Annotated in this window: 14 protein-coding genes; 5 read left to right on the top strand and 9 right to left on the bottom strand. The window is 67.1% G+C overall.

What is annotated here, in order from left to right:
- Nucleotides 1-132 precede the first annotated feature (132 nt).
- The 3 genes from QRN44_RS12695 to QRN44_RS12705 form a co-directional block, all read right to left on the bottom strand.
- Nucleotides 133-564 (bottom strand): hypothetical protein, encoded by a 432-nt coding sequence (locus QRN44_RS12695; RefSeq protein ID WP_285039291.1) that lies wholly within the window; start codon nt 562-564, stop codon nt 133-135.
- A 70-nt stretch (nt 565-634) separates the two neighbouring features.
- Nucleotides 635-2,542: a translational GTPase TypA gene (gene typA / locus QRN44_RS12700; protein ID WP_064296411.1), complete on the bottom strand. Its 1,908-nt coding sequence runs from the start codon at nt 2,540-2,542 to the stop codon at nt 635-637.
- Nucleotides 2,543-2,702: 160 nt separating this feature from the next.
- Nucleotides 2,703-4,427 (bottom strand): ABC transporter family substrate-binding protein, encoded by a 1,725-nt coding sequence (locus tag QRN44_RS12705; protein WP_158596550.1) that lies wholly within the window; start codon nt 4,425-4,427, stop codon nt 2,703-2,705.
- Nucleotides 4,428-4,724: 297 nt separating this feature from the next.
- On the opposite strand from QRN44_RS12705, the gene QRN44_RS12710 reads away from it, so the two are divergent.
- Genes QRN44_RS12710 through QRN44_RS12725 form a run of 4 tightly spaced genes read left to right on the top strand, consistent with a single transcriptional unit; the run spans nt 4,725 to nt 9,400 of the window.
- Nucleotides 4,725-5,708 carry an ABC transporter permease gene (locus QRN44_RS12710; protein WP_064296413.1) on the top strand — a complete coding sequence of 328 codons (984 nt, stop codon included), beginning with the start codon at nt 4,725-4,727 and terminating at the stop codon, nt 5,706-5,708.
- A 4-nt stretch (nt 5,709-5,712) separates the two neighbouring features.
- Nucleotides 5,713-6,636 (top strand): ABC transporter permease, encoded by a 924-nt coding sequence (locus QRN44_RS12715; RefSeq protein ID WP_121289996.1) that lies wholly within the window; start codon nt 5,713-5,715, stop codon nt 6,634-6,636.
- Nucleotides 6,629-8,734: an ABC transporter ATP-binding protein gene (locus QRN44_RS12720; RefSeq protein ID WP_285039292.1), complete on the top strand. Its 2,106-nt coding sequence runs from the start codon at nt 6,629-6,631 to the stop codon at nt 8,732-8,734. Before QRN44_RS12715 ends, QRN44_RS12720 begins: the two co-directional genes overlap by 8 nt.
- Nucleotides 8,735-8,782: 48 nt before the next feature.
- The gene (locus QRN44_RS12725; RefSeq protein ID WP_285039293.1) at nt 8,783-9,400 is read left to right on the top strand and encodes a hypothetical protein; all 618 of its coding nucleotides are present in this window, start codon (nt 8,783-8,785) and stop codon (nt 9,398-9,400) included.
- Nucleotides 9,401-9,480: 80 nt separating this feature from the next.
- On the opposite strand, the gene QRN44_RS12730 is transcribed toward QRN44_RS12725, so the two are convergent.
- The 4 genes from QRN44_RS12730 to QRN44_RS12745 form a co-directional block, all read right to left on the bottom strand.
- A complete protein-coding gene (locus QRN44_RS12730; protein ID WP_285039294.1) occupies nt 9,481-11,232 on the bottom strand; it encodes a dipeptide ABC transporter ATP-binding protein in 1,752 nt (583 codons plus the stop codon).
- Nucleotides 11,229-12,167, bottom strand: coding sequence for an ABC transporter permease (locus tag QRN44_RS12735; protein ID WP_285039295.1), 939 nt, complete (start codon nt 12,165-12,167; stop codon nt 11,229-11,231). Before QRN44_RS12735 ends, QRN44_RS12730 begins: the two co-directional genes overlap by 4 nt.
- Nucleotides 12,168-12,180: 13 nt before the next feature.
- Nucleotides 12,181-13,113 (bottom strand): ABC transporter permease, encoded by a 933-nt coding sequence (locus tag QRN44_RS12740; protein WP_285039296.1) that lies wholly within the window; start codon nt 13,111-13,113, stop codon nt 12,181-12,183.
- 75 nt (nt 13,114-13,188) lie between these two features.
- The gene (locus tag QRN44_RS12745) at nt 13,189-14,808 is read right to left on the bottom strand and encodes a peptide ABC transporter substrate-binding protein (RefSeq protein ID WP_285039297.1); all 1,620 of its coding nucleotides are present in this window, start codon (nt 14,806-14,808) and stop codon (nt 13,189-13,191) included.
- A 336-nt stretch (nt 14,809-15,144) separates the two neighbouring features.
- Here QRN44_RS12745 and QRN44_RS12750 point away from each other — a divergent pair, with 336 nt between their 5' ends.
- Nucleotides 15,145-15,957 (top strand): CPBP family intramembrane glutamic endopeptidase, encoded by an 813-nt coding sequence (locus QRN44_RS12750; protein WP_285039298.1) that lies wholly within the window; start codon nt 15,145-15,147, stop codon nt 15,955-15,957.
- Nucleotides 15,958-16,032: 75 nt separating this feature from the next.
- On the opposite strand, the gene gcvP is transcribed toward QRN44_RS12750, so the two are convergent.
- Both gcvP and gcvH read right to left on the bottom strand, forming a co-directional pair.
- Nucleotides 16,033-18,954: an aminomethyl-transferring glycine dehydrogenase gene (gene gcvP, locus QRN44_RS12755; RefSeq protein WP_285039299.1), complete on the bottom strand. Its 2,922-nt coding sequence runs from the start codon at nt 18,952-18,954 to the stop codon at nt 16,033-16,035.
- Nucleotides 18,954-19,328, bottom strand: a complete 375-nt coding sequence (gcvH, locus tag QRN44_RS12760) for a glycine cleavage system protein GcvH (protein WP_064296422.1) — start codon at nt 19,326-19,328, stop codon at nt 18,954-18,956. The genes gcvP and gcvH overlap by 1 nt, the downstream gene beginning before the upstream one ends.

Raw genomic sequence — 19,328 nt, forward strand, 5'->3', positions numbered from 1 at the left:
GGTCACTGAGCCTGTCGAAGTGCGCCCTTCGACAAGCTCAGGGACCGGAAGGGCGCTCGGGGACCGGAAGAGCGCTCAGGGACCGGAAGAGCGCTCAGGGACCGGAAGAGCGCTCAGGGACCGGAGGGGCGGCTACTTGACCGTCACCGTGTAGAGGATGCTGTCCGCCGAGGCGACGAGCTTCACGTCGTAGGCCGTCGTCGACAGCGTCACGATCGAACCGTCGCCGTTCGCGATCTCCCCGTCGACCGCGAAGCCTGCCGCGACGAGCGCATCCTTGGCTGCGGTGGCCGCATCGGTCGCCTGCACCGTGACGACGAAGGTGTCCTTGCCGTCGACCGTCCCACGTCCACCGTTGACCGTGCCGTCGACCACCGGGACCGCGTCGACGGGGTAGCCGTCCGGCAGCCCCTCGTCGAGGTTCACATCGAAGTCGCCTCCGGTGGCGTCGCGGATGCCCTGCTCGACGGAGTCCTTGACGGTCGACTCGATGACGCTGCACCCGGCGAGCGTCGGAGCGAGGACGAGGGCGGCCAGCAGGGCGAGGGAGGCGGGTCGGCGCATGCGATCAGCTTAACGACCGGATGCCCGGTCTTCCTGAGAGGACCGGGCATCGGGTTGGAGCGGCTACCGCCTACTCGGACTGCTTCTTGAGACGCGAGTAGCTGCGCTGACGGGCCTGAGCGTCGAGCTCGACCTTGCGGATGCGCACGTGCTCGGGCGTGACCTCGACGCACTCGTCCTCGCGGGCGAACTCGAGGCTCTCCTCGAGCGTGAGGACGCGCGGCGGCGTCATCGACTCGAAGTTGTCGGCCGAAGACTGACGCATGTTGGTCAGCTTCTTCTCCTTGGTGATGTTGACGTCCATGTCGTCGTTGCGCGAGTTCTCGCCGATGACCATGCCCTCGTAGACCTCTTCGGTCGGCTGCACGAAGAACGACATGCGCTCCTGCAGCGCGATGATCGCGAAGGGGGTGACGACGCCGGAGCGGTCGGCGACGATCGAGCCGTTGTTGCGCGTCGTGATCGCGCCGGCCCACTCGCCGTAGCCGTGCGCGAGCGCGTTGGCGATGCCGGTACCGCGCGTGGCGGTGAGGAACTCGGAGCGGAAGCCGATGAGGCCGCGCGACGGGACGATGAACTCCATGCGGACCCAGCCGGTGCCGTGGTTCGACATGTTCTCCATGCGACCCTTGCGAGCGGCGAGGAGCTGGGTGATCGCGCCGAGGTGCTCCTCGGGAGCGTCGATGGTCAGGTGCTCGTAGGGCTCGTGGACCTTGCCGTCGATACGCTTCGTGACCACCTGCGGCTTGCCGACGGTGAGCTCGTAGCCTTCGCGACGCATCTGCTCGACGAGGATGGCGAGCGCGAGCTCTCCACGGCCCTGGACCTCCCACGCGTCGGGTCGACCGATGTCGAGGACCTTGAGTGAGACGTTACCGATGAGCTCGCGGTCGAGACGGTCCTTGACCATGCGGGCGGTGAGCTTGTGGCCCTTGACCTTGCCCATGAGCGGCGAGGTGTTGGTACCGATCGTCATCGAGATGGCCGGGTCGTCGACCGTGATGGCCGGCAGCGCGCGGACGTCCTCGGGGTCGGCCAGGGTGTCGCCGATCATGATGTCGGCGAAACCGGCGACGGCGACGATGTCGCCGGGGCCGGCGCTCTCGGCCGGGTAGCGGTCGAGCGCCTTCGTGATCATGAGCTCGGTGACGCGGACGTTGTGGACGTCGCCGTCGTGGCGGACCCAGGCGACCGTCTGGCCCTTCTTCAACGTGCCGTTGAAGATGCGCAAGAGCGCGAGGCGGCCGAGGAACGGCGAGGCGTCGAGGTTCGTGACGTGCGCCTGGAGCGGGTGCTCGTCGTCGTACTGCGGAGCCGGGATGTGCTCGAGGATGGCCTCGAAGAGTGGCTCGAGGTTCTCGCTGTCGGGCAGTTCGCCGTTGGCGGGCTTGGTGGACGACGCACGGCCGGCCTTACCCGAGGCGTACACGACCGGGACGTCGAGGATGGCGTCGAGGTCGAGGTCGGGGACGTCGTCGGCCATGTCGCTGGCGAGTCCGATGAGGAGGTCCTGGCTCTCGACGACGACCTCGTCGATGCGCGCATCGGGACGGTCGGTCTTGTTGACCAGGAGGATGACGGGCAGCTTGGCCTCGAGCGCCTTGCGGAGCACGAAGCGGGTCTGCGGGAGGGGGCCCTCGGACGCGTCGACGAGGAGGACGACGCCGTCGACCATGGACAGGCCGCGCTCGACCTCTCCACCGAAGTCGGCGTGACCCGGGGTGTCGATGACGTTGATCGTGATCGGGCCGTCGGTGGCGTGTTCGCCCTTGTACGAGATCGCCGTGTTCTTGGCGAGGATGGTGATGCCCTTTTCGCGCTCGAGCTCATTCGAGTCCATGGCGCGTTCTTCGAGGTGGGCGTGTTCGGCGAAAGAGTTGGTCTGTCGCAGCATGGCGTCGACGAGGGTCGTCTTGCCGTGGTCAACGTGGGCCACGATCGCGACATTGCGCAGATCGGAACGAGTGGCGAGCGCCATAAAAGGGTGGCTTCCTTCAAGTGGATGGGATTCGGGCACGATGGTGCCGACGGACCATCATACCGCAGGAGTCCTGGCCGGGGGCTGAACGGCGACGGGCACCGGCGGTTTCCCGCCGATGCCCGTCGAGGCTGCGTTCAGATCGAACGCGTGCTGATGCTTACTTCTTCCAGCCCACGTTCTTCCAGTCGATGGTCTCGAACTGGGTCGGCCCGTAGTTCACGAGGCCGGTCTTGACGCCGTAGGTGTACGGCACCGGGAACAGCGGCAGCGTGGTCGCGAGGGCGACGATCTTCTTGTCGATCTCCTTCGCGATCTCGAGGCGCTTGTCGGGGTCGAGCTCCGCGTTGGCGCTCGCCCAGAGCTCGCCGAGCGAGTCGTCGGTGACGCCGGGGAAGTTCTGCCCGGAGTCGGCCGGGTAGAAGATCGACTCGGTGCTCGAGATCGGGAACGCGGTACCCTGCCACGCGAAGCTCACGGCGTCGAAGTCGCGGGTCTCGGTGGTGACGTACTTCGTGAAGAAGTCGTCGGACGGGACGGTGTCGATCTGGAGGTCGAAGCCGGACTCCTTCACCATGGCCTGGACCTGCTGCGACGTCTCTGCCGAGACCGGGTTGTCGGAGTCGATGACGTAGCGGACGGTCAGCTTCTTGCCGTCCTTCTCGCGGATGCCACCGCTGCCTTCCTTCCAACCGGCGTCGTCGAGCTGCTTCTTGGCGGCGTCGATGTCGTAGCCGAGCACCTTGGAGGCGTCGTCCTCGTAGCCGTCCTGGCCGGGGAGGAAGATGAGGTTGTTCAGCAGGTCGGTCGGTGCGTCGATCGCTGCGAGGCGGGCCTCGGCGATGGTCTGACGGTTGATCGACTTGGCGAACGCCTGGCGGACCTCGGGGTCGCTCAGGACCTCGGACGTGCCGTTCAGGGTGATGTGGTTGTACGTCGTTCCACGCGAACGCTGGATCTCGGCGTCACTGCGCTTCTTGGCCGTCTCGTAGTTGTCGGCGTTCGAGCCGATGCTGAAGACGTCGATCTCACTGTTCGAGAACGCCTGCGCGAGACCCGAGCGGGACACCTGCTTGAAGATGATGTTGTCGAGCTTCGGCTTGTCGCCCCACCACTTCGGGTTGGGCTCGAAGGTCACGACCGCGCCGGTCTGGTCGATCTTGCTGACGATGTACGGACCGCCGGAGACGTAGGTCGTGCCGTCGGCCGCATAGGGTCCGGTCGCCCAGAGGGTGTTGAAGGACTCCGGCGTCGCGCCGAGCCACTTCGGCCAGATGTTGCCGAGGATCGACGGCCAGTCCGCGTTCTTGTTCTTGAACGTGATGAGGACGTCCTGCGGGCTGTCGCCGGCGGTGACGGACTCGATGTCCTTCCACACGTTCGTGGCGGTGGGCGCGTAGGCGGGGTCGACGCCGTTCAGCGACTTCCAGGTCGCGGCGAAATCGTCGACGCTCATGGCGGTGCCGTCCGACCAGACGGCGTCCGGGTTGATCTTGATCTCGACGACCTGCGGGTCCTCGGTCTTCAGCTCGACGGAGGTCGCGAAGTCGGGGTTCGCCTCCCAGGTGCCGTCCTCCTTGATGTTGATGAACGACGGTGTGTACAGGTTGCTGAGGAACTGGTCGTCGACGGTGCCGCTGTCGAGGTTGTAGAGGTTCCAGTTCGCGGGGATCGCGTCGACGGCGAGGTTGAGCGAACCGCCCTGGGCGATCTGGTCGGCGTCGGCGCGCTCCCAGCCGGTGCCGGACAGCTCGGCGGGCTTCGACGTCGAGCCGCCACCGCCTGAACCGCCTCCGGTGCAAGCCGTCAATGCGAGGGCGACGATCGAGACGCCGGCGAGGATCATCCCGCCGCGCCGCTTCGATCCCTGTGTTCTGGAACTCATCGAGATCCACCTTTCGTGACGTGTAACTGCGCAAGGCCGCACCGATGCGGAGCGGAAGGCGCGCAGGCCAATGTGGACCATCTTGCACCCGCTCCGGGGATCCCCCACAAGTGGGGATGAATTGTTACCGTTTCGATTTATCGGCAACACGTGCCGGAAACATACGTTTCGTTTCCTGAGAACACGCGTCGTTTTCTGATTCCAGACACTTGGGGGTTACAGTGTCTCCACCCCCACGAGGGGAGCACAGCTGACGGGACGACGCGGTCCCGCACAACGACTTCGCAAGGCTGGTACATGATCGGGTTCATTGCACGGCGGTTGGTCAACTACCTGTTCCTCTCCGCGATCGCCACCATGCTGGGCTACGTGCTCGTGAGCATGACGCTCCAGCCGTCGGCCCGGTTCCTCGGGAAGAACCCGCCCATCCCCCAGGCGTCCATCGATGCGGCGCTGGACAAGATGGGCGTGAACCCGAAGGTCCCGCTGCTCGAACGTCTGTGGGACTGGGTCACGCAACTGGTGACCACCGGCTCCCTCGGGATCAGCACGCGCGGCACCCAGGTCACCGCCGACATCTTCGAGCGCTCGGGCACGAGCCTCCGCCTCCTCGTCATCGGCACCATCCTCGGCGCGGTCATCGGCGTCGCCCTCGGCGTGTGGGGCGCGGTCCGCCAGTACCGTGCCAGCGACCAGATCATCACCTACGCCTCGTTCACGATCCTCGCGATGCCCGTCTTCGTCATCGGCGTCGTGCTCATGATCCTCGCGACGTCACTCAACCAGGCGGTCGGCACGAACGTCATCAACTTCACCGGCGAGTACACCGCCGGCCTCCAGGGCGGGTTCTGGACACAGTTCGGCGACCGGGCGATGCATCTGCTGTTGCCCACCATCACCCTCACCGTCGGCGCCGTCGCCTCGTACTCGCGGTACCAGCGCAGCGCCATGCTCGACGTGATGAGCGCCGACTACATCCGGACCGCGCGCTCGAAGGGCCGGACCCGCGGTTCCGCAATCATCCGGCACGGTGTCCGCGTCGCGCTCATCCCGATGTCGACGTTCTTCGCCTACTCCTTCGGGCTCATCCTCACCGGCGCGAGTGTGACGGAGAACGTCTTCAGCTGGCACGGCATGGGCGAGTACCTCCTCACGAGCGTCTCGAACTCGGACATCAACGCCGCCGCCGGGACCATCCTCTTCACCTCCATCCTCGTCCTGATCGCCGGAACGCTCTCCGACGTGATCTATGCGGCGCTCGACCCGAGAGTGCGGGTGTAACGACATGGCACTGACCGACCCCTCGACCCTCACCGTCGGCGAACCGGAGAAGATGGCGGACGCCCCCAAGCGTCCGCAGTCCCGCGGGCGCACGATCCTGCGGAAGGTGCTCGCCACGAAGCGCGCCCGCATCGGTGGCGGCGTCCTCCTCTTCATCATCCTCTGGGCGTTCATCGGCCCGCTGCTCTCCCCCTGGTCGTTCACCGACCAGGACGGCCTCGCCTTCAGCCAGCCGCCCTCGCTCGACCACTGGTTCGGCACCAACAACATCGGCCAGGACGTGTACGCACAGACGCTCGTCGGGCTGCAGAAGTCCATCGTCATCGGTCTGATCGTCGGCCCGGGCGCTGCGATCATCGCCGGACTCGTCGGGGCCATCGCCGGCTACGTCGGAGGCGTCTGGGACAAGGCGATCGTGTGGCTCATCGACCTCCTCCTCGTCATCCCCGGCTTCTTCCTCCTCGTGCTCCTGAGCCCGGCGTTCAAGTCGCTGTCCTGGCTCGCCCTCGTCGTCTTCCTCGTCCTGTTCGGCTGGATGGTGCTCGCGCGCGTCATCCGCGGGCAGACGATGTCGCTCCGCGAACGCGAATACGTCAAGGCGGCCCGGTTCATGGGCGTCCCCGGGTTCACGATCATCCGTCGCCACATCATCCCGAACGTCGCGAGCCTGCTCATCATCGACGCGACGCTCGGCATCGGCGCGGCGATCCTGTCGGAGACGACGCTGAGCTTCTTCGGCTTCGGCGTGCAGGCGCCCGACGTCTCGCTCGGCACCCTGCTCGCCGCCGGTGCGAGTGCGGCCGTGACGCGGCCCTGGCTGTTCGTCTTCCCCGCAGCGATCCTCGTCATCACCGTGCTCGCCTCCAGCCTCCTCGGCGACGCCCTGCGCGACGCCATCGACCCGACCTCAGGAGCCAACCGTGACTGACCCCCAGGCGACCGCGCCGCTCCTCAAGGTCGACGACCTCACCGTCACCTTCCCCAACGCCGGCACGCCCGTGCATGCCGTCCGCGGTGTCTCCTACGAGGTGCGGCGTGGTGAGTTCCTCGGCATCGTCGGCGAGTCGGGCTCCGGCAAGAGCGTCTCCTCGATGGCCGTCATGGGGCTCCTCCCGACCAATGCGCAGGTGAGCGGCAGCATCCGCTACGACGGCGTCGAGCTGCTCGGCCAATCGGACAAGGAGCTGTCGAAGATCCGCGGGCGGGACATCGCCATGATCTTCCAGGACCCGCTCTCGGCGCTCACGCCCGTCTACACGATCGGTCAGCAGATCGCCGAAGGCCTTCGCCTCCACGACTCCGCGCTCTCGCAGCGCGCCGCAGAGACCCGGGCCGTCGAACTCTTGAAGATCGTCGGCATCCCGAACGCGGAGCGACGTGCGAGGTCGTTCCCGCACGAGTTCTCCGGTGGCATGCGTCAGCGGGCCATGATCGCGATCGCCATCGCCAACGACCCGCAGCTGATCATCGCCGACGAGCCGACCACCGCGCTCGACGTCACCATCCAGGCGCAGATCCTCGAGGTACTCCAGAAGGCGAAGGACATCACCGGCGCCGCCGTGGTGCTCATCACGCACGACCTCGGTGTCGTCGCCGGCAACGCCGACCGGGTGGCCGTGATGTACGCGGGCCGGATCGTCGAGACGGCGCCCGTGGTCCCGCTGTTCCGCGAACCGCTCATGCCGTACACGATCGGGCTGTTGCGCTCCATGCCGAACATGGCGGCGAACCAGCAAGAGCGACTCGTCCCGCTCGAAGGACGCCCACCGCTGTTGACGACCGTGCCGACCGGCTGCCCCTTCGCCCCGCGCTGCCCGATCGCCGTGGCCGCGTGCCTCGAGGGCGAACCGGCGTTGCTCCCCGTCCTCGACGGGCCGGTCGAGGACCCGACGACCTCTGTCGACCACACCGCAGCATGCATCCGCGCCGGCGAGATCGCTGACGGGTCGCTGCGCCGCCCGGAGATCTTCCCTCGGCCGGACGAGGTGCCGGAGGAGCTCGTCGCCGAGGTCGCTCCGGAGACCGTCCTCGACGTCCGCGATCTGACCCGCGCCTTCCCGCTCACGAAGGGCGTCGTCTTCCGGCGCAACATCGGCACCGTCCGCGCGGTCGACGGGGTCTCGTTCAGCGTGCAGCGCGGGCGCACCCTCGGCCTGGTCGGCGAGTCCGGTTGCGGGAAGACGACGACGATCATGGAGATCCTCGAACTCGCCAGGACGCAGGGCGGCAGCATCCACGTGAACGGGGTCGACACCGCGACGCTGTCGAAGCCCGACCGCAGGAAGCTGCGCAGCGACATCCAGGTGGTGTTCCAGGACCCGATGGCCTCACTCGATCCGCGCATGACGATCGAGGACATCATCGGGGAGCCGTTGACCGTCCACGGGGTCTCCGCCACCGAGATCCGCTCCCGCGTCGGGGCCATGCTCGAACTCGTCGGCTTGGAGCCGTCCTTCGCCGGCCGATACCCGCACGAGTTCTCGGGTGGACAGCGACAGCGCATCGGCATCGCTCGGGCGCTCGTCGTCGAACCGAAGATCCTCGTGCTCGACGAGCCGGTCTCCGCGCTCGACGTCTCCGTCCAGGCCGGCGTCATCAATCTGCTCGAAGACCTCAAGCAGCGGCTCGGACTCTCGTACCTCTTCGTCGCCCACGACCTCGCCGTCGTCCGGCACATCGCCGACGACGTGGCGGTCATGTACCTCGGACGCATCGTCGAGTACGGACCGAGCGCCACGATCTTCGACGACCCGAAGCACCCGTACACGCAGGCGCTCCTGTCCGCGGTGCCGGTCCCGGACCCCGAGATCGAACGCAGCCGGCGGCGCATCCTGCTGAACGGCGACCTCCCCTCCCCCAGCGACGACCGGGTCGGCTGCAGTTTCCGGAGCCGGTGCCCGTTGTTCCAGCTGCTGCCGGCCGACAAGCAGGCGGTCTGCGAACGCGACGATCCACGAGAGCGCCCGGTCGACGGACGGCTCGTCGCGTGCCACCATGCGGAGAGCGACCGGCTCGTCACCGCCTGATCGAGCCGAGCGGCGCCCGAGGGTCGGCGGCCTGGAAGGATGGTGGACGTGAACGAAGCGACGAACGCCGGCAATCGGACCGCCCTGCGGAGCACGAGCGGCTTCTGGATCCTCGGGGTCACCGCCATCCTCATGGTCTTCTTCATCATCGACGCCGTGAGCCGTGGAGCCTGGGGCTTCGCGGTCCAGGCGCTCCCGTGGGAGGTCCTCGTCGTGTGGCTGGTTTACCTCGTCCTCGTCCGTCCGTGCATCATCATCGAACCGTCGCAGCTGACCGTCGTGAACGTCGGGCGTCTCCACGACATCCCCTGGTCGCGCATGGAGGAGGCGACGAGCCGCTACCAGCTCACGGTGCTCCTGCGGGACGGGCGGAAGATCACCAGCTGGGGCGCACCGAGCGCTGGGCTCGACCGCCCGTCGCTGATCGGCGGACGTGCCGGACGAAGCGGGGTCGACCATCAGGACCGCGCTGCAGGCGTCCGCCGACCCGGTCGTGCCGGAAACGAGGGTCCGACGGCCGTCGACCTCATCGACCGTGCCCACGAACGCTGGGGTCGGATCGACCCGAAGGACGACCGCCTCGCCACCTCGCGCTGGGACGTCGTCGCCCTGGGCGTCACGGCGGGACTCCTCGCCTGGGGCGTCGCCTCGGCGCTCCTCGGCTAGCGGCCGGCGGACCCCCTGAAACGCCGAAGGGCGGTGCCCCGGATCGCTCTGTGGCACCGCCCTTCGGCGTTCTGCGCGGGTTACAGCGCGAGCTCGATCCCGGCGCCGGGGATGGCGTCGAGGAGTTCGCGCGTGTACTGCTGCTTCGGGTTCTCGAAGACGTCGTCCGTGGTCGACGCCTCCACGATCTTCCCCTTCTGCATGACCGCGACGTTGTCGGCGATCACGCGCACGACCGCGAGGTCGTGGGTGATGAAGAGGTACGTCAGCTGCAGCTCCGACTGGAGGTCGGCGAGCAACTGCAGGATCTGCGCCTGGACGAGGACGTCGAGCGCGGACACCGCCTCGTCGAGGACGACGATCTCCGGCTTCAACGCGAGTGCGCGAGCGATCGCGATGCGCTGACGCTGTCCACCGGAGAGCTCGTTCGGGTACCGGGTCGCGACCGCCTGCGGCAGCGAGACCTGATCGAGGAGCTCCAGCACGCGCGCACGGCGGGAGGCCTTGTCGCCCACCTTGTGCGTGACGAGCGGTTCAGCGATCGTGTTGCCGATGTTCCGCAGCGGGTCGAGGGAGCCGTAGGGGTCCTGGAAGACCGGCTGCATCTTGCGGCGCAGCGCGAGGAGGCCCTTGCGATCGAGCCCCTCCATCGCCTTGCCACCGATGCGGATCTGGCCGGACGTCGGCGTCTCCAGCTGCAGGAGCAGCTTCGCGACCGTGGACTTGCCCGAACCGGACTCGCCGACGAGCGCCATGGTGGTGCCCTTCGGAATCTGGAACGAGACACCGTCGACAGCTTTCAGCTCGCTCGCCTGACCCTTCTGTCCACGGATCTTGTACACCTTCTCCAGGTCGTCGACGACGATCGCCGGCTCGACCTTCGCGAGGTCGAGCTGCGCCGCGGCGCGGTGCTCCGCCGCGACGATGAGGTCGATGCCCTCGGAACCGGCCGGGGCCTCGTGCTCGAGCGTCTCCAGCGACCCGGTCGCGGACTGGATACGGCGGGATGCGAGGCTCGGCGCCGCAGCGACAAGACGCTGCGTGTACGGGTGCACCGGGTTCTGCAGGATCTCGACCGAGGGACCGGCCTCGACGATCTGCCCCTTATACATGACGATGAGCTTCTCAGCGCGCTCGGCCGCGAGGCCGAGGTCGTGCGTGATGAAGAGCAGCGCCGTGCCGCTGTCGCGGGTCAGGCTCTCAAGGTGGTCGAGGATCTTCCGCTGGACCGTGACGTCGAGCGCCGAGGTCGGCTCGTCCGCGATGAGCAGCTTCGGGCTCGAGGACAGACCGATACCGATGAGCACACGCTGACGCATACCGCCGGAGAACTGGTGCGGGAACTGCTTCAGGCGGCGGTCGGCGTCGGAGAGACCGGCCTGCTGGAGGACCTCGATCGCCTTGGCACGCACGGCCTGCTTGCCCTGCGCGATGCCGTTGGCACGGATGGCCTCCTCGACCTGGAAGCCGATGTTCCACACCGGGTTCAGGTTGGACATCGGGTCCTGCGGCACGAAGCCGATCAGACGTCCGCGGACGTCCTCGATCTCCTTGCGGGAGAGCTTGGAGAGGTCGCGACCCTCGAAGAGGATCTCGCCGCCCGTGATCTCGCCGGTGCCCGGAAGCAGGTTGATGATGGCGTGCGCCGTCGTCGACTTCCCGGAACCGGATTCACCGACGATCGCGACCGTCTCGCCGGGCATCATGGTGAAGTTCGTCTTGCGGATGGCCTGGACGGTGCCGCTCTGCGTCCGGAAGCCGACCTCGAGGTCCTTGACCTCGAGGAGCGGCTGCCCGGTACGTGCGCCGGCCGATGGGGTGTGGCTGCTCAACGGAGTGCCCTCGCCTTCGGGTCGAGTGCATCGCGCAGGACCTCACCGAGCATGATGAAGCTGAGCACGGTGAGCGAGAGCGCGATGGACGGGTAGATGAGCACCTGCGGAGCGGTCCGGAGGTCACGCTGGGCCTGCGAGATGTCTGCACCCCATGAGATCGACTCGGATCCGAGTCCGACGCCGAGGAAGGACAGGGTCGCCTCCGCGACAATGGCTGATGCGAGCGACAGCGTGATGACGACGATGACCGGAGCGATCGAGTTCGGCAGCACGTGGCGCAGCAGGATCCGGAACCGGGAGACACCCAGGGCGATGGAGGCTTGGACGTAGTCCGCGTTCTTCACCCGGAGGATCTCGGCCCGCAGGATTCTCGCGACGCTCGGCCAGACGAAGAGTCCGACCGCGAGGGAGATGGTCCAGACGCTCCGGTACGCGGCGAGGGCCGACATGACGACGACCGCGGCCAGGATGTACGGGATCGAGAAGAAGATGTCGCCGATACGCGAGAGCACGGAATCGACCCAACCGCCGTAGAACCCCGACAGTGCACCGAAGCTGATGCCGAGCACGCAGACGATCGCGGTCACGATGAGTCCGACCGCGAGCGAGGTCGGCGCGCCGAAGATGATGCGCGCGTAGATGTCGCAGCCCTGCTTCGTGAAGCCGAGCGGGTGGGCGAGCGACGGGTCTCCGAGGCTGTTGTCGAGGTTGCAGCTCCGCGGGTCGACCTGTGCGAACAGGCCCGGCAGCAGCGACACGACGACGACGAGGACGATGAGTACCGCGGAGATCCAGAACATCGGCTGACGACGCATGTACGCCCAGGCGTCGGTCCAGAGGTTGCTGGGCTTCTCGTCCACCTTGACAGCGTCGATCACCGCAAGCGGTGTCTCCTCCAGCGGCGCGACGAAGTGGTTCGACGAACGCTTCATCGTTGGTTCTCCATCATGACTTGACATAGCGGATCCTCGGGTCGAGCACGGCGTACAACAAGTCGACGAGCAAATTGACGAGCAGGTAGACGAGCACCATCACGGTGACGAAGGACACGACGGTGGGCCCTTCCCCGCGGATGATCGCCTGGTAGAGCGTGCGACCGACGCCGGGCACGTTGAAGATGCCCTCGGTGACCGTCGCTCCGACGATAAGCACACCGAAGTCGACAGCCAGGTACGTGACCACGGGGATCAGCGAGTTGCGGAGGATGTGCACCGGGATGATGCGACGCCGACTGAGACCCTTCGAGGCCGCGGTACGCACGAAGTCGAGCGACTGGGTCTCGATGACGGCGCTCCGCGTGAGCCGGGTGATCTGGGCGAAGCTGATCGTCGCCAACACCAGCGCCGGCAGTAGGAGGTCTTGTATCGGAGCCCCTGGACCGACCGTCACCCGGAACCAGCCGAGTTGGATACCGAACACGAATTGCGCGATGAAAGCGACGACGAAAACGGGGAGGGAGATGAGGATGAGGCTCACAACGAGGAACGACGCGTCGAAGATGCCGCCCTTGCGGAGTCCCGATACGAGCCCGATCGTGATGCCGGCGATCATCTCGAAGAAGACCGCGAGGACAGCGAGTCGAAGCGTGACCGGGAAGGTCTGCGCCAGGATCTCGGAGACCGGCTGGCCCGAGAACGAGGTGCCGAGGTCGCCCGTGAGGATGCCGCCGAGGTACAGGAAGTACTGCACGATGAACGGCTTGTCGAGATTGTACTGCGCGCGCAGCTGGTCGAGGACGGCCGGACTCGGCGTCTTGTCGCCGAAGAGCGCGAGGATGGGGTCGCCCGGGAGCGCGAACACCATGAAGTAGATGAGGAACGTCGTGCCGAGCAGGACCGGGATGGCCTGCAGTACACGGCGAAGTATGTAATTGCCCAAAGCGGGACTCCTGAACTCGTGAAAACTGGGTGGGCCCGGAAGAACCGGACCCACCCAGTTGTGCCGTCTACAAGATTACTTGGTGATCTCGTAGTAGAGGGGCACGGAGTTCCATCCGAACTCGACGTTCTGCACGCCTTCGCCGAAACCACCGCTCACGTTCTGGTACCAGAGCGGGATGACGGGCAGGTCCTTGAAGAGGACCTCCTGGGCTTCCTGGAACTTCTTGTTCGCAGCGTCCAAGTCGGACTCGCTCGCGCCCTCGCTCAGCAGCTTGTCGAACTCGGGGCTCGAGTAGTCGCCGTCGTTGGACGAAGCACCGGTCGCGTACAGCGGGCCGAGGAAGTTGTACAGACCCGGGTAGTCGGCCTGCCATCCGCTGCGGAACGCGGTCTGGATCTGACGACTCGTGATGCTCTCACGGAAGTCACCGAAGACGGCGACCGGAACACCGGAGGACTCGATACCGAGCGTGTTCTTGATGTTGTTCGTCACCGCGTCGACCCAGGCCTGGTGCGGACCGTCGGCGTTGTAGGCGATCTGGAAGGAGCCGTCCCACGGGGAGATGGCGTCAGCCTGTGCCCAGAGTTCCTTTGCCTTCTTGTCGTCGTTGGTCAGCACCTCGTTGCCGGGGATGTCCTCGGAGTAGCCGTCGATGACCGGCGACGTGAAGTCGGTCGCAGGCGTACGGGTGCCCTCGAAGATGACGTCGGTGATCTGCTTGCGGTTGATCGCGTACGAGATCGCCTCGCGACGCAGCTGGCCTTCCTCGCCGCTGAAGTGCGGGAGGCGGGACGGGATCGTGAAGGACTGGAAGATCGCGGCCGGCTGGTTCACCGCGCGGTCACCGAGGTCGTCCTGGAACGTCGAGATCGCCGAGTCCGGGATCTGGTCGAGCACGTCGAGGTTGCCACCGAGCAGGTCGGCGTATGCCGCGTCGAAGCTGGCGTAGAAGTTGATGGTCACGCCGCCGTTCTTCGGCTTGCGACCACCGTTGTACTCGTCGTTGGTGACGAGCGCGATGGACTCGTTGTGCTTCCAGGCCTTCTCACCGTCGAGCTTGTACGGTCCGTTGCCGACGGGGTTCTGACCGAACTCGGCCGTAACCTTGCCGGACTCGTCGAACGCCGACTTCGGCAGCGGGTAGAAGGAGGAGTACCCGAGGCGGAGCGGGAAGTCCGAACGTGCTTCGTTGAGCTCGACCGTGAACGTGGTGTCGTCGACGACGTTCAGACCGGTCAGGTCGCTGTCAGCCTCGGCGTTGAAGCCCTTGATGTCCTCGAAGAAGTAGCTGTTCTTACGAGCGTTGGAGAACTTCGCAGCGTCCTTCCAAGCGTTCACGAACGACTCGGCGTCGACCGGGTCACCGTTGGTGAACTTCTGGTCCGGCTTGATCTTGATCGTGAAGGTGATCGAGTCGTCGGTCTCGATCGACTCAGCCAGGTCGTTGACCGGCTTGCCCTTGGCGTCGTAGTAGACGAGGCCCGCGAAGATCTCGTCGAGGATCTTTCCGCCACCGACCTCGTTGGTGTCGCTGGGGATGAGGCCCGACTCCGGCTCGGAGCCGTTGGTCGTGATGATGGATGATGCGCTGCTGGTGCTCTCGCTGCTGGAACCGCCACCGGAACATCCGGTGAGGACGAGAGCCCCGGCTGCGATGATGGCGGCGGCAGAGCCGAACCGACTGAACTTCACAGTTCCTCCTTGGGGAAAGGGCAAGCGAAACCAGCGCATCGTGTGCGCTGGATCGCTCTTTGAATACTCTGACGATAAGCAGAAGCAGGACGGCGAGCAAACTGGGACGCCAAACGTTACACAGCGGTAACCCAATTGACGGATTGTTGCTCCGGAGTGCTTTTTCGTGCACGGATCCCGCCTGCCACGCACGAGAACGGTCGTGATCGCAAAACTCGTGCGGTCGCATCCACCTTCTGGATACGAATCGTAAGCCGTTTTGCTCCCGACATCAGCCGAGTGGACGCGCAGATGCTATGCGGCGCGCTCGGAGCCACCAGCCAGCAGAATGGACCGGTGAGCGAACAGAACACCACCGAGCGGGGACCAAACCTCCCCGAGGGCGTCGGAGACAGCCGTCGGTGGTGGGAGATCGGCATCGTGCTCGCGCTGAGCCTCGGGGCGTCTGCGGTGTACTCGATCATCTCGCTCATCGCGAAGCTCACCGCGGGGCCACCGCTCTCCGATCAGTCGGCGGCGATCAACACCACGCAGGCCACCCGGGAATGGCTCGACTTCAGCTACCAGTTCCTCGGGCTCTTCTTCCAGCTCGCGCCGGTCGCCCTCGTCATCTACCTGCTCTGGCAGCCCGGACGGAGCGGGTTCGCGCGGATGGGACTCGACCTCCGCTCCCCCGGACGCGACCTCGGCCGCGGGCTGCTCCTCGTCGCCGCGATCGGCGTCCCCGGCATCGGCGTCTACGCGTTGGGACGCGCCCTCGGTGTCACGGTCGCGGTCTCGACGTTCCCCGACACCATGTACTGGTGGACGATCCCGATGCTCGTCTTCTCAGCCCTCCGCGCCGGCCTCCAGGAGGAGGTCATCATCATCGGTTACCTGTACACCAGGCTCCGCGAGATCGGGTGGGGGTGGTGGACGATCATCCTGTCGACCGCCGTCCTCCGCGGGAGCTATCACCTGTACCAGGGCATCGGGCCCTTCTTCGGCAACGTCGCCATGGGGATCGCGTTCGGCTGGTGCTACAAGCGCTGGGGTCGGGTGATGCCGTTGGTCGTGGCACACACGGTCATCGACATCATCTCGTTCGCGGGCTTCCCGCTCGCCGTGGCCTGGTGGCCGGAGATCTTCGCGGCGACGCCGTCGACCTGAGCACCCGTTCGCCGATCTGTGGGCGAATGAGCACTCCCTCGCCCACGAATGGGCGAGGGAGTGCTCATGGACCTGCTAGGCGAAGGCCTCGGGCGGCGGGCAGGCGCACACGAGGTTGCGGTCGCCGTACGCCTGGTCGATGCGACGCACCGGCGGCCAGTACTTCGTGCGCACGAGCGTGTGCACGGGGTAGACGGCGAGCTCGCGCGAATACGCGTGCGTCCACTCCCCCTCGATGACCGACTGGGCCGTGTGCGGCGCCCCGACGAGCGGGTTGTCGTCGGCAGGCCACTCGCCCGCGGCGACGGCGTCCGCTTCCGCCTTGATCGCGATCATCGCGTCGACGAAGCGGTCGACCTCCGTGAGGTCCTCGCTCTCGGTCGGCTCGACCATGAGCGTCCCCGCGACGGGGAACGACATCGTCGGCGCGTGGAAGCCGTAGTCGACGAGGCGCTTCGCCACGTCGTCGACGGAGATCCCGGTCGCCTCCTTGAGCGGACGGAGGTCGAGGATGCACTCGTGCGCCACGAGGTCGCTGTCGCCCGTGTACAGGACGGGATAGTGGTCGCGCAGTCGCGCAGCGATGTAGTTCGCCGCGAGCACCGCGGCCCCGGTCGCCTCGCGGAGCCCCTCCGAACCCATCATGCGGACGTAGGCCCACGAGATCGGGAGGATGCTGGGGCTGCCGTAGGGAGCCGCCGAGATCGGACCGCCGGCGTGCACGACCGTCCCGCCGCCGAGCAGCGGGTGCTCGGCGCGCTGCGCCAGCGGGTGACCGGGCAGGAACGGCGCGAGGTGCGCCTTCGCCGCGACCGGCCCGACACCGGGGCCGCCACCGCCGTGCGGGATGCAGAACGTCTTGTGCAGGTTCAAGTGCGAGACGTCGCCGCCGAACTCCCCGAACCGCGCGTACCCGAGCAACGCGTTGAGGTTCGCACCGTCGACGTAGACCTGGCCGCCGGCGTCGTGCACGGCCTGGGTGATCGTCTTCACCTCGTGCTCGTACACGCCGTGGGTGGACGGGTAGGTGATCATGAGCGCGGCGAGGGACTCGGCGTTGGCCTCGATCTTCGCCCGGAGGTCGTCGAGGTCGACGTTGCCCTGCTCGTCGCACGCCACGACGACGACCCGCATGCCGGCGAGGACGGCCGAGGCCGCGTTCGTGCCGTGCGCGCTCGACGGGATGAGGCAGACCGTCCGCTGCTCGTCGCCGTTCGCGCGGTGGTAGCCGCGGATGGCGAGGAGACCGGCGAGCTCACCCTGGCTGCCGGCGTTCGGCTGGAGCGACACGGAGTCGTAACCGGTGACCTCGGCCAGCCAGGTCTCGAGCTGGTCGACGAGTTCGAGCGAGCCTGCGACATCCTCGCGCGGGGCGAACGGGTGCAGCCCGGCGAACTCGGGCCAGGTGACGGCCTCCATCTCGGTGGCGGCGTTGAGCTTCATCGTGCACGAACCGAGCGGGATCATCCCGCGGTCGAGCGCGTAGTCGCGGTCGGCCAGCTGCTTGAGGTACCGCATCATGGCGGTCTCCGAGTGGTGCGTGTTGAACACCGGGTGCGTGAGGTACTCGGTCTCGCGGGCGAGCGCGGCCGGGTACTCCGACACGGCGCTCGGCCCGAACGCCGAGGCGGACGACCCTTCGTCGAAGACGTATGCCGACGGCTCTCCGACGGTGGCGGTCCCAGCGGTCGTGAGCACCTCGACGAGCGTCGGGACGACGCTCTCGACCGCGCTCACCTCGTCGAAGCTCATCGAGACGGTCGTCTCGTCGACGGCCCACAGCAGGAGGCCGCGGTCGTGCGCGCCCGCCACCACCGCCGCGCTGTCGGCGACCCGCACCTGCAGGGTGTCGAAGTAGTGCTCCGTGAGCACCTCGACACCCGCCGACTCCAGCAGACGGGCTGCACTCGCGGTGGTCGCGTGCACCGACTGTGCGATCCGCTTGAGCCCGCCGGGCCCGTGGTACACGGCGTACATCGCTGCCATGACGGCCAAGAGGACCTGGGCCGTGCAGATGTTGCTCGTGGCCTTCTCACGGCGGATGTGCTGCTCGCGCGTCTGCAGCGTGAGCCGGTACGCGGGGTGACCCGCCGCGTCCTGGCTGACGCCGACGAGGCGACCGGGCATCTGGCGTTCGAGGCCCTTGCGGACCGCGAGGTACCCTGCGTGCGGCCCGCCGAAGCCCATCGGCACACCGAAGCGCTGGCTCGTCCCGACCGCGATGTCCGCGCCGAGGGAACCGGGCGAGGAGATGAGCGCGAGGGCGAGGAGGTCGGCCGCGACGACCGACACGCCGCCGGCCGCCTTGACCGCCGCGAGGACCGCCGACGGATCCCAAACGAGCCCGGAGGCGCCGGGGTACTGCACGAAGACGCCGAACGCCGCCGGAAGGTCCTCGGGCGAGGTGGACGACAACGGCAGTTCGACGAGGTCGATGCCGACCGCTTCGGCGCGACTCCGGAGGAGCGCCTTCGTCTGCGGGTACGCGTCGGCGTCGACGATGAACGTCGCGTCGGCGAGCTTCGAGGCCCGGCGCGCGAGGAGCATGCCTTCGACCACCGCGGTGCTCTCGTCGAGCATCGAGGCGTTGGCCGTGTCGAGACCGGTGAGGTCCGCGACCATCGTCTGGAAGTTGATGAGCGCCTCGAGGCGGCCCTGCGAGATCTCGGGCTGGTACGGCGTGTAGGCCGTGTACCAGGAGGGGTTCTCGAGCACGTTCCGCTTGATGACCGCCGGCGTGATCGTGTCGAAGTAGCCGAGACCGATGAGGCTCCGGTTCACCGTGTTGCGGCCGGCGAGCTCTCGGAGTTCGGCGAGCGCCGCCCGCTCGGTCGCGGCGTCGGGGATGCTCGACGAGGCGAGTTCGGCGGCAGTGATCGCGGACGGGACGGCCGCGGCGAGCAGGGCGTCGACGCTGTCGTATCCGACGGCGGCGAGCATCGTCGCCTGGGCTGCGGTGTCGGTTCCGATATGCCGTTCTGCGAAGCGGTCCGCCATCACTCGCCCACCAGCGCGGCGTAGTCGTCCCAGCTGAGGAGCGTGTCGGGCAGCGCGTCGTACCGGACGGAGACGAGCCAGCCGGCACCGAACGGGTCGCTGTTGACGAGCGACGGGTCGTCGACGACGGCGTCGTTGGCCTCGACGACCTCGCCGTCGAGCGGGGCGAAGAGCTCGCCGACGGACTTCGTGGACTCGATCTCGCCGACCACGGTGCTGGCCGAGAGCGCCGCGCCGACGGCGGGGAGATCCACGAAGACGACGTCACCGAGCTTCTCGGCGGCGTAGTCGGTGATCCCGATGACGGCGAGATCGCCCTCGACGCGGATCCACTCGTGCTCGGCGGTGTACTTGAGGGTGGTCTTGTCGGCCAT

The sequence above is a fragment of the Plantibacter sp. lyk4-40-MEA-4 genome, from assembly GCF_030209415.1.
Lineage (GTDB): Bacteria > Actinomycetota > Actinomycetes > Actinomycetales > Microbacteriaceae > Plantibacter > Plantibacter flavus_A.

Excerpts from the sequence above, each read along its gene's own strand:
- QRN44_RS12695 (WP_285039291.1), bottom strand. The coding sequence starts at position 564 with ATGCGCCGACCCGCCTCCCTCGCCCTGCTGGCCGCCCTCGTCCTCGCT.
- typA (WP_064296411.1), bottom strand. The coding sequence starts at position 2,542 with ATGGCGCTCGCCACTCGTTCCGATCTGCGCAATGTCGCGATCGTGGCC.
- QRN44_RS12705 (WP_158596550.1), bottom strand. The coding sequence starts at position 4,427 with ATGAGTTCCAGAACACAGGGATCGAAGCGGCGCGGCGGGATGATCCTC.
- QRN44_RS12710 (WP_064296413.1), top strand. The coding sequence starts at position 4,725 with ATGATCGGGTTCATTGCACGGCGGTTGGTCAACTACCTGTTCCTCTCC.
- QRN44_RS12715 (WP_121289996.1), top strand. The coding sequence starts at position 5,713 with ATGGCACTGACCGACCCCTCGACCCTCACCGTCGGCGAACCGGAGAAG.
- QRN44_RS12735 (WP_285039295.1), bottom strand. The coding sequence starts at position 12,167 with ATGAAGCGTTCGTCGAACCACTTCGTCGCGCCGCTGGAGGAGACACCG.
- gcvP (WP_285039299.1), bottom strand. The coding sequence starts at position 18,954 with ATGGCGGACCGCTTCGCAGAACGGCATATCGGAACCGACACCGCAGCC.
- gcvH (WP_064296422.1), bottom strand. The coding sequence starts at position 19,328 with ATGGCCGACAAGACCACCCTCAAGTACACCGCCGAGCACGAGTGGATC.